Consider the following 16,139-nt stretch of genomic DNA (forward strand, 5'->3'; position numbering starts at 1 on the left):
TACAACCGAATATATCGGAACTGGTGAGTCGCTCACCGTCGTCACGCGGCCACGTGACGCGGAACCGAGTCGTCGGCGAGGTCAGGGTCGTCGACGCGTCCCGGCCTCCCGTCGCCTGTGTGGCGCGGGAACACGCAAACCCCATACGGTTGCCCTCCTAACCTCCGCGCATGCCAGAAGCTCCGCCGACTGACGAGGGCTGGTTCGTGCTCCACGACTTCAGAACCGTCGACTGGGACGCCTGGCGCGACGCGCCCGAACGGGAGCGGAGTCGCGCCGTCGAGGAGGGCGTCGCCTACCTCTCGGCCCACGAGGCCGTCGAGGACGCCGACGAGGGGGCCTCGGCGGTGTTCAGCGTCCTCGGGCACAAGGCCGACCTGCTCGTCCTGCACCTCCGCCCCTCGCTGGACCACCTCTCGCGCGCCGAGCGACAGTTCGAGACGACGGCACTCGCCGGGTTCACCGACCAGGTGACGTCGTACGTCTCCGTCACCGAAGTGTCGGGCTACGTCTCGGACGACTACTTCACCGGGGACGCCGAGGACATCGACGAGGGCCTCAGGCGGTACATCGAAGGGAAGATGAAGCCCGATCTCCCCGACGACGAGTACGTCTCCTTCTACCCGATGTCGAAGCGCCGCGAAGGGGAGGACAACTGGTACATGCTCCCGTTCGCCGAGCGCCGCGAGATGATGTCGACGCACGGCGACACCGGCCGGGAGTACGCGGGGAAGATCAAACAGATCATCTCCTCCTCGGTCGGGTTCGACGACTACGAGTGGGGGGTCACGCTCTTCGGTGCCGACCCGACGGACATCAAGGACATCGTCTACGAGATGCGCTTCGACGAGGTGTCGGCCCGCTACGGCGAGTTCGGGCGGTTCTACGTCGGTCGACGCTTCCCGCCGAACGACCTCGGTGCCTACCTCGCGGGCGAGTCGGTGCCGACGGGCGTGGAGGGAAACGACCATCCCCACGCCCACGACGCCGCGGGTGACCACCCCCACGGCGCCGACCACCCCTCGACCGGCGACCACGGCCAGCACGGCGGCGGTCACGGCCACGGCCACGGCGGCGGCGACCAGGAGAGCGCCGACGAGACCACCGACGACGCGGACATCCGGGGCGAACTCGACGACCTGAACATCTACGCCGGCAAACCGCACGGCGAGGACGTCTACGCGACGGTCCTCTACTCCGAGGCCGACCCCGACGACCTGTTCGAGGAGGTGGCCGGCCTGCGGGAGAACTTCGACCACTACGGCACGCACGTCAAGACCGCTGTCTACGAGGCCGCGTCGGTCGACAGGACCGCCGTCGTGAGCATCTGGGAGACGGGCTCGGCCGCCGAGACGGCCGCGGGGTTCCTCTCGGAACTCCCGGGGGTCGTCTCCCGCGCGGGCGAGGAGAGCGGCTTCGGCACGATGGGGATGTTCTACACGGTGAAACCCGACTACCGCGAGGAGTTCGTCGAGAAGTTCGACGTGGTCGGCGGCCTCCTCGACGAGATGGACGGCCACCACGAGACGGCGCTGATGGTCAACCGCGAGGACGAGAACGACATGTTCATCTCCAGCCAGTGGCGCTCGAAGGAGGACGCGATGGGCTTCTTCCGCTCCGAGGACTTCCGCGAGACGGTCCAGTGGGGCCGCGACGTCCTCGCGGACCGCCCGCGACATGTGTTCCTCGCCTGACCCCGTCGCCCGCCGCTCGTTCAAGCCGGCGACGCCGGGTTCTTATTCACTCCGACCAAGAGCCATCCAATGGCGGACTATCGTGCACTCGCCGAGCAGGACATCGTGGGACGGTGTGTCGTCCGTGACGCCGCGTTCGTCTACGTCAACGCGCGCTTCGCCGCACTCACCGGTTTCGACGGCGAGGCCCTCGTCGGCCGCGACCCGCACGACGTCTTCGTGGTCGATGGGGAGCGGAGCGACGGTGATGGCGGGGGTGGCGACGGAGGCTCCAACGACGTTCACACGTTTCTCGACGGCCGGCACCCGCCCCCGGACGCCGAACACAGCCACCGCCTGACCGTCCGCCGGGCGGACCGGTCGCCGCTCGAGACGACGGCCCGCTTCGCGCGCATCGAGTACCAGGGCGACCCGGCGACGCTCGTGGTCGTCGTTCCTCCCGCGTCGGCCCGGACCGACACCGGGTCGGTGCTTGAGCGGGCGACGGCCGACCTGGTCCGTGCGGCCGACCGCGACGACGTCTGCGCCGTCGCCGTCGAGGCGGCGTCGGACGTCCTCGGGTTCGAGGCCGTCGCCGCCTACGCCCTCGACCAGTCCGACACGCTCTCGGCCGTGGCGTCGACCGGGTCGACGGTGACGCTCCCGGCCACGCTCCCCACAGAGGGCGCCGTCTGGATGGCGTTTCTCTCCGACACCAGTCGCGTCGTGTCAGGTGAGGCGTGCGGACTCGACCCGGCCGTCGACCTGCTCGTCGCTCCGCTCGGTGACGCGGAACTCCTCGTCGCCGCCTCCGCGGCCACCCGTCCGCTCGACGCAGCAGTCGAACTGGTCGACCTCCTGGCGACGAACGTCGAGGCGGCGCTCGACCGGGTCCGCCGCGAGCGGCGTCTCGAACGACTCCACGAGGCGACCCGGGACCTCATGAGCGCCGAGACGGAGACCGACATCGCGGCGGTCGCTATCGACACGGCCACCGACGTGCTCCACCACGACATCTGTGGCGTCCACCTGTACGACGCCGACAGGGACGTGCTCGTCCCCGTCGCCGCGAGCGAGCGGACACGGACGTTCCTCGGGACCGACGGTGAACTCCCCGCGCTCGAACGGGGGGGGAGCCTCGCGTTCGACGCGTTCGAGACCGGAGAGACACACGTGTACGACAACGTCAACGAGGCACCGGGCGTGATGGATCCGGAGACGCAGCTCCGGAGCGAACTCATCGTCCCGATCGGTGGCCGGGGCGTCTTCCTCGCGGGGTCGGTCCTCCCGGCCCACTTCGACGAGACCGACGTCTCCCTGGCGAACGTGCTCTGTGCGAACGTCGAGGCGGCGCTCGACCGCGCCGAGCGCGAGGCGGCCTTCCGTGACCAGCAGGTGGAACTCGAAGAGCGAAACGACCGCCTCGACGAGTTCGCGTCCGTCGTCAGCCACGACCTCCGGAACCCGCTGAACGTCGCTCAGGGACGACTCGAACTCGCCCGCGAGGAGTGTGACAGCGAGCACCTCGACGCCGTCGCCGAGAGCCACGACCGGATGGCGGAACTCATCGACGACCTGCTCACTCTCGCCCGCCAGGGTCGTGGCCTCGGCGCCACCGAACCCGTCGACCTGACCGAACTCGTACTGACGTGCAGACAGGCGTTCGACGGGCTCGACGTCGACGTCGTCGACCGCCTGACCGTCGACGCCGACCGGAGCCGCCTGCGGGAACTCGTCGAGAACCTGCTCCGGAACGCGGCGGAGCACGCCGGCCCCGACCCGGCCGTCCGCGTCGGCGCGCTCGGTGCCCCGGACGACCCGACGGGCTTCTACGTCGAGGACGACGGCCCCGGCGTCCCCGAGAGCGACCGGGGGGAGGTGTTCGAGCAGGGCTACTCGACTGACCCCGAGGGGACCGGCTTCGGTCTCGCTATCGTGCGGGCCGTCGCCGACGCGCACGGCTGGGATGTCCGGCTGACCGACGGCGGAGACGGCGGTGCGCGCTTCGAGTTCCGGTTCGACGACAGCTGAGTCCAGCAGGCCGAGGCGACTCGCGTCCGGTTACTGTTCAGCCTGTTCGGGCGTCCCCATCTCCGGTTCGCCGGGCGCGTCGGCGCTGTCGAAGCCCGGCGGCTGTTTCTTGCCGCGGTCCTCGTGGAGCACGACGAAGCCGCCCGTGGTGGAGTCGGCACCGTAGATGCCACCGAGTGTGAACCCACGTTCGCGCACGGCCGTCCAGAACTGGATGCCGTCCTCCTGGTAGGCGTACCGCTCCTCGGGGTTCGACGGGTCCGTGACGTCGTGGACGCGGACGCCGCCCTCGTACCACGAGGAGTACAGCCGGTTGTTCGTCACGTCGAAGTTGTGCGACGTGCGGAACGCTCCGGGGACGTCCGGTGCTTCGATGGTCGCCACCTTCTCCGGGTCGCTGTAGTCGGTGACGTCCCACACGTCGATACCGCCGTAGACGCCGGGGACGTCGACCGTCTCAGCCTCGCCGTCGCCGTCGATGTCCCCGAGGCTGGTCTCGCCGGGGAACGTCTCCGCGCCGACGTACACGTGGTCGCCGTCCGGCGACGGCTGAACGTAGTGGGCGTTGCCCGGCGAGCCGTAGTACCGTTTGATGTACTCGACGTAGTTGTCGACGATGAGGCCACCGCTGTCGTCGAACAGGTTCGCCGGCTCGTCGGCAGAGGGTGCCTCGCCGAACTGTGCGACCAGTTGCGGGTCGGACTTGTCGCTCACGTCGGCGACGACGACGCCGGCATCCCAGAACGCCATGTAGAGGTAGTCGTCCTGGACGTACACGTCGTGGACGACGTTGGTGAGCGCGGGGCCGAACTCGGGGAAGTTGTCCGTGAGCGTGTACTGCCCCACCGACGTCGGCGCCTCCGGGTCGGTGACGTCGACGATGCCACACGCCGGGTTCGAGAAGCTCTCCAGCGTCAGATACGCGTACCCGTCCTCGAGGAACACGTTGTGGACGTGTGACCCGGCGTCGTACCGCGACAGTGGCTGTGGGCTCGTCGGGTCGCTCACGTCGTAGAATCGGAGGCCACCGGGGCTTCGGTTGTACGCCACACAGAGCAGGTCGCCCTCGACCTTCACGTCGAGGATGTCGGGCGTCTCCTCGGGGACGGTCACCTCGGCGACCGTCTCCGGCCGCCCCGGGTTCCGCCAGTCGGCGACGGCGAAGCCGTCACCCGTCGCGACGTACGCGTACTTGTTCTGTGTGACCAGTTCGTGAGAGTTGTCGACGGTCTGTTCGGCGAACAGGCGGAGGTCGTCGTCCGACCCCTGTCCGTTGTTGCCGTTGCCGTTGCTGTGGTGGTTGCCGGCAGCGGCCGTACCGATACTACCGAGGGTCAGTGCGCCCGCCCCGAGCGATTTCAGGACGGCACGCCGATGGAGGTTGGACATCGGGACCGTCCACCCCTACTCCGGCACGTGATATCAACTTTCATACACGTATAACGGACGGCGACTGTGCACGCGTTCGACACGTCAGTCCGGGAGCCGCCGGCACAGCGACCGACGGCCGCGCGTCTCGCCCCGTGCTACTCCAGTTCGACCTGGTCGACGAGTTCGTCCAGCGGGACGTCCTCGTCGCCACCGCCCGACAGCGCGTAGAGGACGATACCGATCAGTCCGGTCAGCAGGGTCACCGCGACCCACTTGCCGACACAGCGACCCCGCTTGCGCGCGTCGACGGCGACGAACGTCGCGAGGACGGCGTGGACGGCGACCGTGAGCTTCAGGAGTTTCGTCTTCGACATGGTCAGTCCCCCGCGGCCTGTTCGTCGACGCCCTCGAGGTCCGCGCCTCCCACGGAGGAGCGGAGCGAGTCCATCCCGTCGAAGCGGTCGACGCCGAAGTTCGTCTGGTACAGCGCTTCGACCCGCTCGAACTCCTCGTCGGACAGCGGTGGCGTCTCCTGGGCCTGCGACCACGCGGTGACGTCCTCCGGCGTGCGGAACGTCGGCGTGACGGCGGCCACCTCGTCGTGGGCGAGGAGCCACTGGATGGAGGCCTGCGCCATCGTCCGCTCCCCGTCACGTTCGAGGAAGCGCAGCGACTCGAGCTTCTCCCAGCCCGTCTCGTACCACTCCGAGGGGCGGTGGGCGCGGTGGTCGCCCTTGCCCAGTTCGGTGTCGGGCGTCACCTGCTCGTTCAACAGGCCCGAGGAGTGCGGGACGCGCGCCACCACGGAGGTGTCGGCGTCGTTCTCGCGGATGGTCTCGACGAAGTGCCGCCCGGGCGTCTGCTCGAAGACGTTGAACACCGTCTGGACCGCGTCGAAGTCGAGTTCGACCGCCCGGTCACCCTCGGCGAGCCAGCCGATGGAGGGGCCGAGCGCCCAGCCGAGCGCCTCGACCGTGCCTTCCTCGCGGAGTTCTTCGAGCGTCTCTACCACGTCCGGCGTCACCTCGTCGACGTTCGCGTTGTGCAACTGGAGGAAGTCGACGTAGTCCGTCCCGAGCCGTTCGAGCGAGCGGTCGACGGCGGTCCGAATCCACTCCGGCGTCACCTTCTTCGGGAGTTCGCCGTGGCCGGCCTGCGGGTTGTTGTAGAAGTCGTAGCCGATTTTCGTCGAGAGCGTCACCTCGTCGCGGCGGCCTTCGATGGCCTGCCCGACGAGTCGCTCCGAGTCGCCGTGACCGTACACGTCGCCCGTGTCGATGTAGGTGATGCCGCAGTCGAGGGCGTGGTGGACCAGGTCGACCGCCTGCTCCTCCGTCCGGTCGCCCCACCAGTCCGTTCCGACGACCCACGCGCCGAAGCCGACTTCGCTCACCTCGACCCCTGAGTCACCGAGTTCGCGGTGCTTCATACTCCTCCGTCGGGGTTGCGGCGACTTATACTGACTGCTGTCGCGCTCCAGACGGGCCGTGGGTCGGCTCTCCGCGCCGCCACAGAGCCCACCGCCGCTCGCGCCGTGGACCGACCTCGTTCTGTCACCGCCCGACGGTCCGGCCCCGTCACTCGGACTCGGCGGCACGTCACCGACGCCGCTCCGTCAGCCGTGCCCCGTCGCGCGGGCAGTAGTCGTAGCTGTCGTTCGTCGTCTCGAACCCACAGGTGGGGCACGCCCGAACCGACCGCTCCTCGCCTCCTCCTCGGCCACGGAGCAGGAACGGGACGAACGGCACGAACAGGAAGAACGCGAGCGTGTCGAACTGCCACCAGAGGACGACGCTCAGGAGGAGGCTGGCGACGAGTCCGGCGAGCGCGGTGACGGTGCTCGAACTGACCACACCCTCTCTCGGGGGCGCACGGACAAAAACCCGCGAACGCCGGTTCACGTCGCGTGCGCGCGGACGCCGCCAGCGCCGGCGTGCGTCCCACCACCTGCGTCGCCGTCGCGGCCGTTCGAGGCAAGCGTTTTTCCACCCGCCCGACGGAGACGGGCTATGAACCTGTCCGGACTCCGCGTCGCGACCCTCTCGCTCGGGGAGCGAACGTCGGAGCAGGAGGCGGCGTACGACTCCATCGGGGGTACCGCCGTCGACCATCTCGACCTCGCGGCTGTCGCCGGCGGCGACGTGCGCCTCGCCGACTACGACGTCTGCTGGTGGCACCGTGACCGCCCGCTCGACTGGGCCGACGACGGCGCGTCGACGCTCGCCGCCTGTGCCGACCCGCTCGCCGACGCTCTCTCTGCGGGGGGTGGTCTCCTCCTGACGCTGCACGCGCTCTCGGCCGTCTCCGAACTGGGGGTCGACCCCGTCCCGCCCGACGCGACGGGCCACGAGACGGCGCCCGCACAGGTGGGCTACCTCGCGAAGACGGTCCACCAGGAGCACCCCGCGTTCGAGACGTTCGACGGCCGCCGCATCTACACCCGCGCGGCGGACGCCGACACCGCCTTCGCCCGCTACGAGCGCGTCCTCCCGGCGCGGGGGACTGTCCTCGCCGCCGGCCTCCGCGGCGAGGACCTCCTCGTCGGACAGCACTCGCTCGTCGAGTGGCAGGTCGGCCCCGGCCGAGTGGTCGGGGCCGGCGTCGGCTTCTCGTTCGCCAACGCCCGCGACTTCGAGTGCGCCGCCGCACAGGAGCGACTCGTCGAGAACCTCCTCGTCGCCCTCGGGAGCGGCCGGTGCCCGGACTTCACCGACCGCCCCACCACCGGCGAGGGGTTCGAGCGACTCCGGGCGGCGCTCGCGGACGACCACCACCGCCCGCGCTACCACTTCGCCCCGCCGGCGAACTGGCTGAACGACCCGAACGGCCTCGTCCACCACGACGGCGTCTACCACCTCTACTACCAGTACAACCCCGCCGGCCCCGCCCACGGGACGATCCACTGGGGGCACGCGACGAGCGAGGACCTCGTCCACTGGACGGACCGCCCCGTCGCCCTGACGCCCGACCCCGCTGGTCCCGACCGGGACGGCTGCTGGTCGGGGTGTGCCGTCGACGACGACGGGACGCCGACGCTGCTGTACACGGGCGGGCGCGACAGACGACAGCTCCCGTGCCTGGCGACGGCCGCCACGGACGACCTCACCGAGTGGGAGAAACACGACGACAACCCCGTCATCGAGACGGTCCCGGACGACCTCCCTGTCCTCGCCACCGAGCACTGGGAGGCGGAGTTCCGCGACCACTGCGTCTGGCGCGACGGGGAGACGTGGTACCACCTCATCGGCTCCGGCGTGACGGACGTCGGCGGGACCGCGCTCCTCTACCGGGGGACCCGACTCGACGAGTGGGAGTACGTCGGCCCGCTCCTGACGGGTGACTGGGAGGGGGCCGGCCCGGTGTGGGAGTGTCCCGAACTCCTCGACTTCGGCGAGAAACAGCTCCTGCACGTCTCCAACTACGCGAGCGTCCAGTACTTCGTCGGCGAGGCGGACCTCTCGACGCCGGCGTTCACGGTCGAGTCCGAGGGGCGACTCGACTACGGCGACTTCTACGCGCCACAGACGATGACCGACGAGACGGGCCGGCGGCTCATGTGGGCGTGGGTGCCCGAGGCGCGCGGGGTCGAACCCCAGTGGGCGGCCGGCTGGTCGGGGCTCATGACGCTGCCGCGCGTCGTCGACCTCGACGGGGACGACCGCCTCCGACAGCGCCCCGCCCCCGAACTCGAGTCGCTCCGTGGCGAGGGGGTGTCAGAGACACGGGAACTCTCGCCGGACGAGCGGACGACGCTCCCGCTCTCGGGTAACGCGTACGAACTCGACCTGACCCTGCGCAGGACGCCGGGGGCGACGCTCGAACTGGTGCTGTTCGAGTCGCCGGCCCGCACCGAACGCACCGTCGTCCGGTGGGACGGTGACGAACTCGTCGTCGACCGCTCACAGAGCAGCCACGGTCACGGCGCAGAGGAGGGCGAACAGCGACTGCCGCTCGCCCGCGCGACCGACGACGCCGTCGACGAACACGCCCACGCCACCGACGGCGGGTCACGGCCCGGGGACGAACTCTCCCTGCGAGCGTTCGTCGACGGCTCCGTCGTCGAACTGTTCGCCGACGAGTCGCGGTGTCTCACCTCGCGGGTCTACCCCACCCGTCGGGACGCCGAGGGCGTCTCGCTCGTCGCCCGCGACGGGACCGTCTCGGTCGACGTCGACGCCTGGGAACTCGACGCGGCGTTCTGACGGCGGCGGGTCGCCCGCTCCCGCGGCCCTGGCCGCTCCTCCCTGCGCCCGTCGCGTCAGTAGCCGTCGCCGCCGCGAGCGTCTCCTCCCTCGCGGCGGCGGGCGACGCGCTCGTCCTCCGTCTCGGGGAGCGTCTCACCGTCCGTCGGCAGGTGGCCGTGGTCGAGCGTCCCGCGAATCCACGTGCGCCGCCCGTCGACGCCGAGTCTGAGCGTGGGCGCGAGCGTCCCACCGAAGCGCCGGAACTGCTCCGCCTCGCTCAGGTGCGCGACGTCGTCGAGGCTGGGGCGGTCGTAGTCGTAGTAGTTGAAGAAGGAGGTGACGAGTATCTCGTCCCGGTGGCCGTAGGCGAGCCACGAGTACGCCTGGAACGGGGCGTTCGAGGGGTTGGTCGCGACGAGGCCCGACCCGTTCAACGGCTCGTACTCGCCGAACAGCGAGTCGGCGGCGAAGCCGTACAGCGCGTCGTACCCGTCGAGTCCCGGCGCGAACGTGTGTCTGTGGCTGGCGACGAACAGGTAGTACGTCCCCTCCCGGTAGACGACGTGTGGCCGTTCGAGTTCCTGGTTGACACGGACGGCGTCGAGCAGCGGCGGCAGGAGTTCGCACTCGGTCGGGTCTTCCCGGGAGGCGCGGGCGATGCCGACGGAGCCGTTGAACTCCTGCTGGGCCGGGTCGCCGCCGCAGGCGTCCGACCCCTCGAGGACGGGGGTGTTGGCCTCGAACAGCACGTACGCCTCGCCCGTCTCGGGGTCCTCGAAGTACCACGGGTCGCGGAAGGTGTATATCATCCCCCGGGACTGCTCTTCGCGTTCGTACCAGGTGCCGTCAGGGTGGGCGAGCGACTCGTGGTGCCACGGCCCGTCGAAGTGGACGCCGTCGTCGACGCGAATCGAACCGCCGTGGGCGACGGCGAGGTGCTGTGTGTAGGAGAGTTCCGCCTCGTCGCGGACCCCCGCCGCGGTGTAGTACAGCCTCACGTTGCCCGTTTCGGGGTCGTACGTGGCAGACCCGGCCCACTGTCGAGAGCCCAGTGGCCCGCTCGCCCCGAAGGCGTCGCCACCGGGGGTCCAGTTCTGTCCGTCTGCAGAGTAGTAGAAGCGGTGGGTGGCGACGTCGTGACGTTTCCCGGGGAGGAGGTCGCTCGGTGCCGTCAGGGCGACGACGACGCGATAGCCGTCCACTTCCGCGACGTCGCCCTCGGGGGTTCGGAGCAGCCACGTGTCCCAGATGTGGTTGTCGGGGTCGGTCTTCTCCGTCGGCGGGTAGATGATCGGTGCGGTGTTCTCGTCGGTTCGTTCGAGTCGACGGACGTGGTCGCGCGTCCACCGGGACGGTTCGCGGTCATCCGCAGGGAGGCTCATCGGTACAGCGTCGACGACGCGAACGAAAATAGGTCACTACTTCGGTCGGCCCGCGACCCCGCTCTGACACGGCCTTCGCACATCCAAATCCATTTCATGGCTGACGGCTAATGACGGCTAATGACAAAGCGCCACGTGTCTCTTCCCCCCGAGGCCGAAGAAGGAGTCGACGCTTTCATCACCGAAGTCGACCAGCGACTCTCCTCCGACGAGGACATCTGTGCAGTGGTTCAGGACGTCCTCGTCGACCTCTTCGGCGACCGCGAGGCGTACGAGCGGTGGCAGTCGGGCAAGCCGGTGTCGGCGGCGACGCGCGTCCGACTGCAGGGGTACGACCCGTGCAACGCGACGCTCGAGTCGGAGTACTACGCCGAGAAGGACGAGCAGGCGTTCGAGAAGTCGAAGTACCTCCAGTGGCTCTGGCGGCAGTTCGACGCCACCCCGATGGCTGACAACGTCGCCTTCGCCCTGCGCTTCCGGTCGATGCTCGCCGAACACCTCTTCGAGAGCGTCGGGGAGAACTGCCGATTCTTCAAGGGCATCAGCTTCACCTACGGCCACAACATCTCCGTCGGCGACAACACGGTCATCCACGACGACGTCCACCTCGACGACCGCGGGAGGCTGACCATCGGCGACCGCGTCTCCATCTCCGACAGCGCCCACCTCTACAGCCACGACCACGACATCGTCGACCAGACGGCCGTCGAGAACTTCCACACTATCGTCGACGACGACGCCCGCGTGACGTACGACGCGATGGTCACCGCCGGCGCCCGGGTGGGGAAGAACAGCGTCGTCGGCGCGAAGTCCATCGTCCGTGGCGACGTCCCCGACCACCACATCGCCGTCGGGTCGCCGGCGAAGAGTGTGAAGATCAAGCCCGGCTGGGAGGACGTCGCCGAACCGCTGGAGGCCGGCGGCGAGAACCACAAGGCCGAGCGTCGAATCGACTACGACCTCCCGGACGACCTCGACGTCTTCGACGAGTTCGAGCGCGACGTCACGCCGCCGTCGAAGTCCGCACAGAACTCACAGTAGACTCCGGTCTCCGCCCGCCGGTGGCATCGTACGTCCAGCCGTGTCTTGCCCCGTCTCGTTCCGTCGTGTCTGAGACGTGCGTCCGGTCGCGCTTCGTCCCGCTCCTCAACGAGGGCTCCGTGAGCCGCGGCCGTCGCTTCGCTTCCGCCCCCAGTTCCGAAGAATCAAAGGGGCTTGGCACCGTATACCACACTGATGGACGTCTGGGGTTGGATTGCCGTCTACGCGGTCGGGCTGACGCTCCTCCAGCTGCTCGTCTACCGCTACCTGATGAACGGCGGGGGGTCGCTGACGCGTCGGGTGGGGACGCCGTTCGGCGACGGCGACGGGGACCGGGAGGCCTCGTGGATGGACGGGTCGCCCCAGTCGTCGGGCGACGACGACGGCACGGCCGGGCGCGACCGCCCGTCGTCACGCGGACTCGACGCCTGGCCGACGGAGCGCGCTCGCGCGTCCACCGACCCCCAGTCCCGGCCCCAGCAGACCGAGACGGAGGGTCGGCCCTGTCGGCACTGTGGCGCCGTGAACGAGGTGGACGCGACGTTCACCCGCTGTTGGAACTGCGCGCGAGAGCTGTGAGCCCGTGACTGCGACCGACAGGCCGCGGGCCATCGCTATCAACGTCGGCGCGAACACCACCCTCCCGGGGGTTCGCGGTCCGGTCTACCCCGACGGCCGGTTCGAGTACCTCCCGATTCCCGAACGGGAACCGACGCGTGAGGCGGTGCCGACGTACGCCGACCTCAACCCGCACCTCGCGTTCGAGATTCCGGAGCGGTTCCACGACCTCCCCGTCCACCTGGACCCCGCCTTCGCCGAGTATCCGCTCTGTTCGGCCTACACCTACGGCGACGAACACGGGGTCAAGGCCGGACCCCTGTCGCGACTCGCCCCCGGCGACTGGCTCTACTTCTACGCCACGCTCGCCCTCCACGGCGACCCGGACGACGCCGTCGACTGGGTCCTCCCCGACTGGGGAGCGTACCTCATCGGCGAGTTCCGGGTCGAACAGGTGGTGACGGGCGAGGGGTACGAGGCGCTCGCGCCGGACGACCGGGAACGGTTCGAGACCAACGCCCACGTCCGCCGGGACCCCTTCGACGCGAAGGTGCTGGTCGCCGGGACCGACGACTCGACCCTCTACGACCGGGCGGTTCCGCTGTCGGCACCGACGGGCGGTACGGACGCGAACGACGTCGTGACCGAGTTGTCGAACGACTCCGGGAAGGGACCGTGGTGGCGGCGACGGCTGTGGTTCGACGCCGACGCGACCGCTCGACTCCGAGCGCGCGTCGCGGCACACCGTTCGTGACGGCTTCTCGTCGCCGAGACTGTCGTGGCCTCGTGGACGTCCGCGAACCGTTAAGCCGTCCCCGAGCGTGTCTCCCGCATGGCACGACCGACGAGCGACACGCCCGGCGACGAACGCCACCGGTCCACCTCGGCTTCGAACGATACCGGGGACGCCACGGACCCGGACGGAACGTTCAGCGTCGACCGCTGGACGGTACAGGGACACGAGACGCTCGTCGCTCGTCGTCCGGACCGCGTCTCCGTCGAGTGGCGACCGACCCACCCGCGGTACTTCGGCGTCGACGTCGGCGACCGACTCAAGGACGCCGACGCGGACGTCTCGTCGCCGCGCATCGACGAGTGGGAGGTCACCGAGATTACTCCCGACCTGGTCGTCGGCGAGCACGTCAGGACCGGCGACCGGCGCGAGTTCGACCGCCAGCGCGTCGAGCGCGGACTCGTCGTCGGCAACTACGCGACGAACCTCTCGGACTTCGCGCGGGTCGTCGTCCACCCGGTCGGTAGCTGGGAGACGTACGACGCAGACGCAGACGCCGACACCGACGCAGACGCCGACACCGCTGGCGTGGTCTATCGTGGGCCTCCCTACCTGACGGTCGTCGCCCACGGCAACAACGGCGAGACGTACGGCCTGCGGTACCGGTACACCGACCCGGGGGACCCCGACTCGGTGACGCTGTGGGAGGAGGACGTCTCCGTCGGCGGACTCGACGCCGCCCTTCGCACGCGCCTGACGACGGCAGTCGAGGCGGCCCTGACTGCAGAGGGCTTCACCGTCGCGAAGGCGTGACGCCGGCCTCACCGCGTCGTCGAACGGCGACCGGGTCGTGACAGTGATTGTGAATTTGTCTGACGTAGACTTATCTCGTCGGACCCGGAGTGAAACGTATGACAGAGCGAGTGAGCCGCCGCCGTCTGCTCGCGGGGCTGGGGGCCGCGGGCGCCACCGCGCTCGCGGGCTGTTCGACCGCCGCGGGGTCGTCCACGTCGCGGCTCGCGTACGTCCGGGTCGCGAACTGGCACGAGAGCGCACACACGGTCCACGTCCTCGTCGAACGGGACGGCGACCTGGTCCACTGGTCGTCGCACGACCTCGCGGCACGCGACGGCGACATCACGACCCAGCCGATCGAACAGACGTGGGCGGACGAACAGGCCGAGTTCGTCGTCCGCGTCCGCGTCGACGACCAGCGACGGTGGAAGGTGTTCGACCTCGCGGGCCGCGAGGGCGACTGCTACGGCGTCGAGGCGCGCGTGAACGAACAGGGGAGCATCGGCGTCTGGTACGAGCAGGCTCCCCGGCAGTGCCGGACGTCGACGCCGCAACCCGCCGACTGACGGCTCTCGCACCGACAGCTTCCTGTGGCTCGCCGGAGTAGTTCGGCCGGTGACTCGACGATGACGCGACGGCGACGCTCCGACTCAGACTCCGACCCCGACCTCGGCGACACCGACCCCGACGACGACCGGTCGCTCGACGACCTGGTCGCGGCGCTCGCGTCGACGCTCCAGGAGACGGAGGAGGTGCCGGTGACCCCGTCGGCGAGCGTCTGGCTCGGAGAGGCACACGCAGTCGCGGCGGACCTCACTCGCGGGACGGTCGACGAGCGCGTGATCCACGAGCGGGTCGGTCACGTCCACCGGTTGCTGACGAACGCCGGTGACCTCGACAACGACGTGGCCGCGAGACGTGTCGACGACGCCGTGGCGCTCGCGACGACGATTCTGGCGCGAACCGACGATGCCGATGCCGATGCCGAGGACGAGCGCGAGCACGACGAAGGGAGTGGGAGAGCGCCGTGAGCGGTGGGTCTGCGACCGGTGCCGGCCTCGCCGTCGGGGCTGTCCTCACCGTCGTCGGACTCGTCGCCATCGTCGTCGGCGTCGTCGCGGCGAGTCTCACGCTCGGCGCTGGTACGCTCGCCGGCGTCGGACCCGGCGTCGCGGCGGCGGCCGTCCTCCTCGGCCTCGCGTTCCTCGCCATGGGCGGGACGCTGTTGTTCGGCCTCCGGTGAGGTGCGGAACCGACAGTCATTAGACGCCCCCTCGACTACCCTCGCGTGAGGTGGGATGGCGGAGTGGACTAACGCGCCTGCCTTGAAAGCAGGTGGCCTTACGGCCTCCTGGGTTCAAATCCCAGTCCCACCGCGTTCTGAAGTGAGTGACGAGGTGCGGAGCGCCGTCTCCGAACCTCCTGTGAGCGCCTGTCGCCGGAGATGCTGGATTTGAGCCCTGTCGGTCGCAGCCTGTGAAGCCGAGCGGGAGCGAGGCGAGCAGGACCGTCCGACTCCGGTTCAAATCCCAGTCCCACCGCGTTCTGAAGTGAGTGACGAAGTGCGGAGTTTCAGCTCCGCACCTCCTGCGAGCGCCTGTCTTGGAGACGGCTGACGATTCGACCCCGTCGAATCGCGCAGAGCAACCGGCTCCGGTCAGTCTTTGTTGTTCCCGCGGACCGTCGAGAACCGGGTCGGCCGCCGCAGGTCGCTCCGGTCGCGCGAGGGGAGCGTCGAGAGCATCGTCCCGTCGCTCCCCGAGCCCTTCGACTGGTCGTCCGCGTCGCCCGAACCGTCTGTCTCGTCCGCGTCCTCGTCGCCCGCCTCGCTCTCCTCGTCCTCCTCGTCGCGCCCTTCGAGGTCCGCTCGGACGTCCCGAACCCCGTCCCGGAACTCGTCGACGCCACCGAGAAGTGTCTCACGGAGCTGTTCGGCGACCCCGTCCTCGTCGTCCCCGTCGTCCTCGGCGTCACTCCCCTGGTCGCCGCCGTCCGCCGTGTCGGCCCGCTCGTCGGGCGCGTCGTCGTCTCCGCGTTCGACGTCGTCGTCTCCTCCGGCACCGTCGTCGGTCTCGTCGTACAGTTCGCGGAGCGTTTCGAGCTGTTCAGTGGCCGTGCTGTCATCCGTCTCCTCGTCCATCCGCGAGAGGACGAGCAGTTTCCTGAGCGCGACGACCGTGTCCGGGTCGCTCTGTGCGAGCGCGTTCGAGAGCGTCTCCGGTGGGTCGTCCTCCGAGACGTCCGTCGCACCGACCGCGTCGAGTAACTCGACGGGTTCGGCCTGGGAGACGAGGTCGTTCGCCTCCCGAGAGAGGTCGTCGAACTCGTCCGCGACGTCGTCGTCGGTCTCACTGTCGGGGTCGAGCGACTC

At 69.5% G+C, this 16,139-nt stretch carries 16 protein-coding genes and 1 tRNA gene; 11 read left to right on the forward strand and 6 right to left on the reverse strand.

The window, feature by feature from the left end; genetic code table 11:
• Window positions 1–170 precede the first annotated feature (170 nt).
• Both ACESK5_RS09420 and ACESK5_RS09425 read left to right on the forward strand, forming a co-directional pair.
• A complete protein-coding gene (locus ACESK5_RS09420) occupies window positions 171–1,694 on the forward strand; it encodes a heme-binding protein (RefSeq protein WP_372911308.1) in 1,524 nt (507 codons plus the stop codon).
• A 69-nt stretch (window positions 1,695–1,763) separates the two neighbouring features.
• Entirely contained in the window at window positions 1,764–3,704 is a 1,941-nt protein-coding gene (locus tag ACESK5_RS09425; RefSeq protein WP_372911309.1) for an ATP-binding protein, read from the forward strand.
• A gap of 30 nt (window positions 3,705–3,734) precedes the next feature.
• Here the strand turns inward: ACESK5_RS09425 and ACESK5_RS09430 are convergent, their stop codons facing one another.
• The 4 genes from ACESK5_RS09430 to ACESK5_RS09445 form a co-directional block, all read right to left on the reverse strand.
• The gene (locus tag ACESK5_RS09430; protein WP_372911310.1) at window positions 3,735–5,093 is read right to left on the reverse strand and encodes an LVIVD repeat-containing protein; all 1,359 of its coding nucleotides are present in this window, start codon (window positions 5,091–5,093) and stop codon (window positions 3,735–3,737) included.
• 137 nt (window positions 5,094–5,230) lie between these two features.
• Complete coding sequence (locus ACESK5_RS09435; RefSeq protein WP_372911311.1) at window positions 5,231–5,449, reverse strand: hypothetical protein; 219 nt, start codon at window positions 5,447–5,449, stop codon at window positions 5,231–5,233.
• A 2-nt stretch (window positions 5,450–5,451) separates the two neighbouring features.
• The gene (locus ACESK5_RS09440; RefSeq protein ID WP_372911312.1) at window positions 5,452–6,504 is read right to left on the reverse strand and encodes an aldo/keto reductase; all 1,053 of its coding nucleotides are present in this window, start codon (window positions 6,502–6,504) and stop codon (window positions 5,452–5,454) included.
• Between the two features lie 169 nt (window positions 6,505–6,673).
• Window positions 6,674–6,928 carry a hypothetical protein gene (locus tag ACESK5_RS09445; protein WP_372911313.1) on the reverse strand — a complete coding sequence of 85 codons (255 nt, stop codon included), beginning with the start codon at window positions 6,926–6,928 and terminating at the stop codon, window positions 6,674–6,676.
• A gap of 156 nt (window positions 6,929–7,084) precedes the next feature.
• On the opposite strand from ACESK5_RS09445, the gene ACESK5_RS09450 reads away from it, so the two are divergent.
• Window positions 7,085–9,277 carry a GH32 C-terminal domain-containing protein gene (locus ACESK5_RS09450; protein WP_372911314.1) on the forward strand — a complete coding sequence of 731 codons (2,193 nt, stop codon included), beginning with the start codon at window positions 7,085–7,087 and terminating at the stop codon, window positions 9,275–9,277.
• Between the two features lie 56 nt (window positions 9,278–9,333).
• On the opposite strand, the gene ACESK5_RS09455 is transcribed toward ACESK5_RS09450, so the two are convergent.
• Entirely contained in the window at window positions 9,334–10,641 is a 1,308-nt protein-coding gene (locus ACESK5_RS09455; RefSeq protein ID WP_372911315.1) for a glycoside hydrolase family 68 protein, read from the reverse strand.
• 120 nt (window positions 10,642–10,761) lie between these two features.
• Between ACESK5_RS09455 and ACESK5_RS09460 the strand changes: the two genes are divergently transcribed.
• The 8 genes from ACESK5_RS09460 (at window position 10,762) to ACESK5_RS09495 (ending at window position 15,144) form a co-directional block, all read left to right on the forward strand.
• Window positions 10,762–11,682 (forward strand): acyltransferase, encoded by a 921-nt coding sequence (locus tag ACESK5_RS09460; RefSeq protein ID WP_372911316.1) that lies wholly within the window; start codon window positions 10,762–10,764, stop codon window positions 11,680–11,682.
• Between the two features lie 195 nt (window positions 11,683–11,877).
• Window positions 11,878–12,261, forward strand: a complete 384-nt coding sequence (locus ACESK5_RS09465; protein WP_372911317.1) for a hypothetical protein — start codon at window positions 11,878–11,880, stop codon at window positions 12,259–12,261.
• 4 nt (window positions 12,262–12,265) lie between these two features.
• Window positions 12,266–12,994, forward strand: coding sequence for a hypothetical protein (locus ACESK5_RS09470; protein ID WP_372911318.1), 729 nt, complete (start codon window positions 12,266–12,268; stop codon window positions 12,992–12,994).
• Between the two features lie 78 nt (window positions 12,995–13,072).
• On the forward strand, window positions 13,073–13,786 hold the full coding sequence (locus ACESK5_RS09475) for a hypothetical protein (RefSeq protein ID WP_372911319.1): 714 nt from the start codon (window positions 13,073–13,075) through the stop codon (window positions 13,784–13,786).
• A gap of 98 nt (window positions 13,787–13,884) precedes the next feature.
• Window positions 13,885–14,334: a hypothetical protein gene (locus ACESK5_RS09480; RefSeq protein ID WP_372911320.1), complete on the forward strand. Its 450-nt coding sequence runs from the start codon at window positions 13,885–13,887 to the stop codon at window positions 14,332–14,334.
• A 60-nt stretch (window positions 14,335–14,394) separates the two neighbouring features.
• Window positions 14,395–14,799, forward strand: a complete 405-nt coding sequence (locus ACESK5_RS09485; protein ID WP_372911321.1) for a hypothetical protein — start codon at window positions 14,395–14,397, stop codon at window positions 14,797–14,799.
• Window positions 14,796–15,011: a hypothetical protein gene (locus ACESK5_RS09490; RefSeq protein WP_372911322.1), complete on the forward strand. Its 216-nt coding sequence runs from the start codon at window positions 14,796–14,798 to the stop codon at window positions 15,009–15,011. Before ACESK5_RS09485 ends, ACESK5_RS09490 begins: the two co-directional genes overlap by 4 nt.
• Window positions 15,012–15,060: 49 nt before the next feature.
• Window positions 15,061–15,144, forward strand: a tRNA-Ser gene (locus ACESK5_RS09495).
• A 281-nt stretch (window positions 15,145–15,425) separates the two neighbouring features.
• Here ACESK5_RS09495 and ACESK5_RS09500 read toward each other — a convergent pair.
• Window positions 15,426–16,139, reverse strand: a 714-nt coding sequence (locus ACESK5_RS09500) for a hypothetical protein (protein WP_372911323.1), incomplete at its 5' end; no start/stop codon positions are given.

The organism is Salinigranum sp., assembly GCF_041641895.1.
GTDB lineage: Archaea > Halobacteriota > Halobacteria > Halobacteriales > Haloferacaceae > Salinigranum.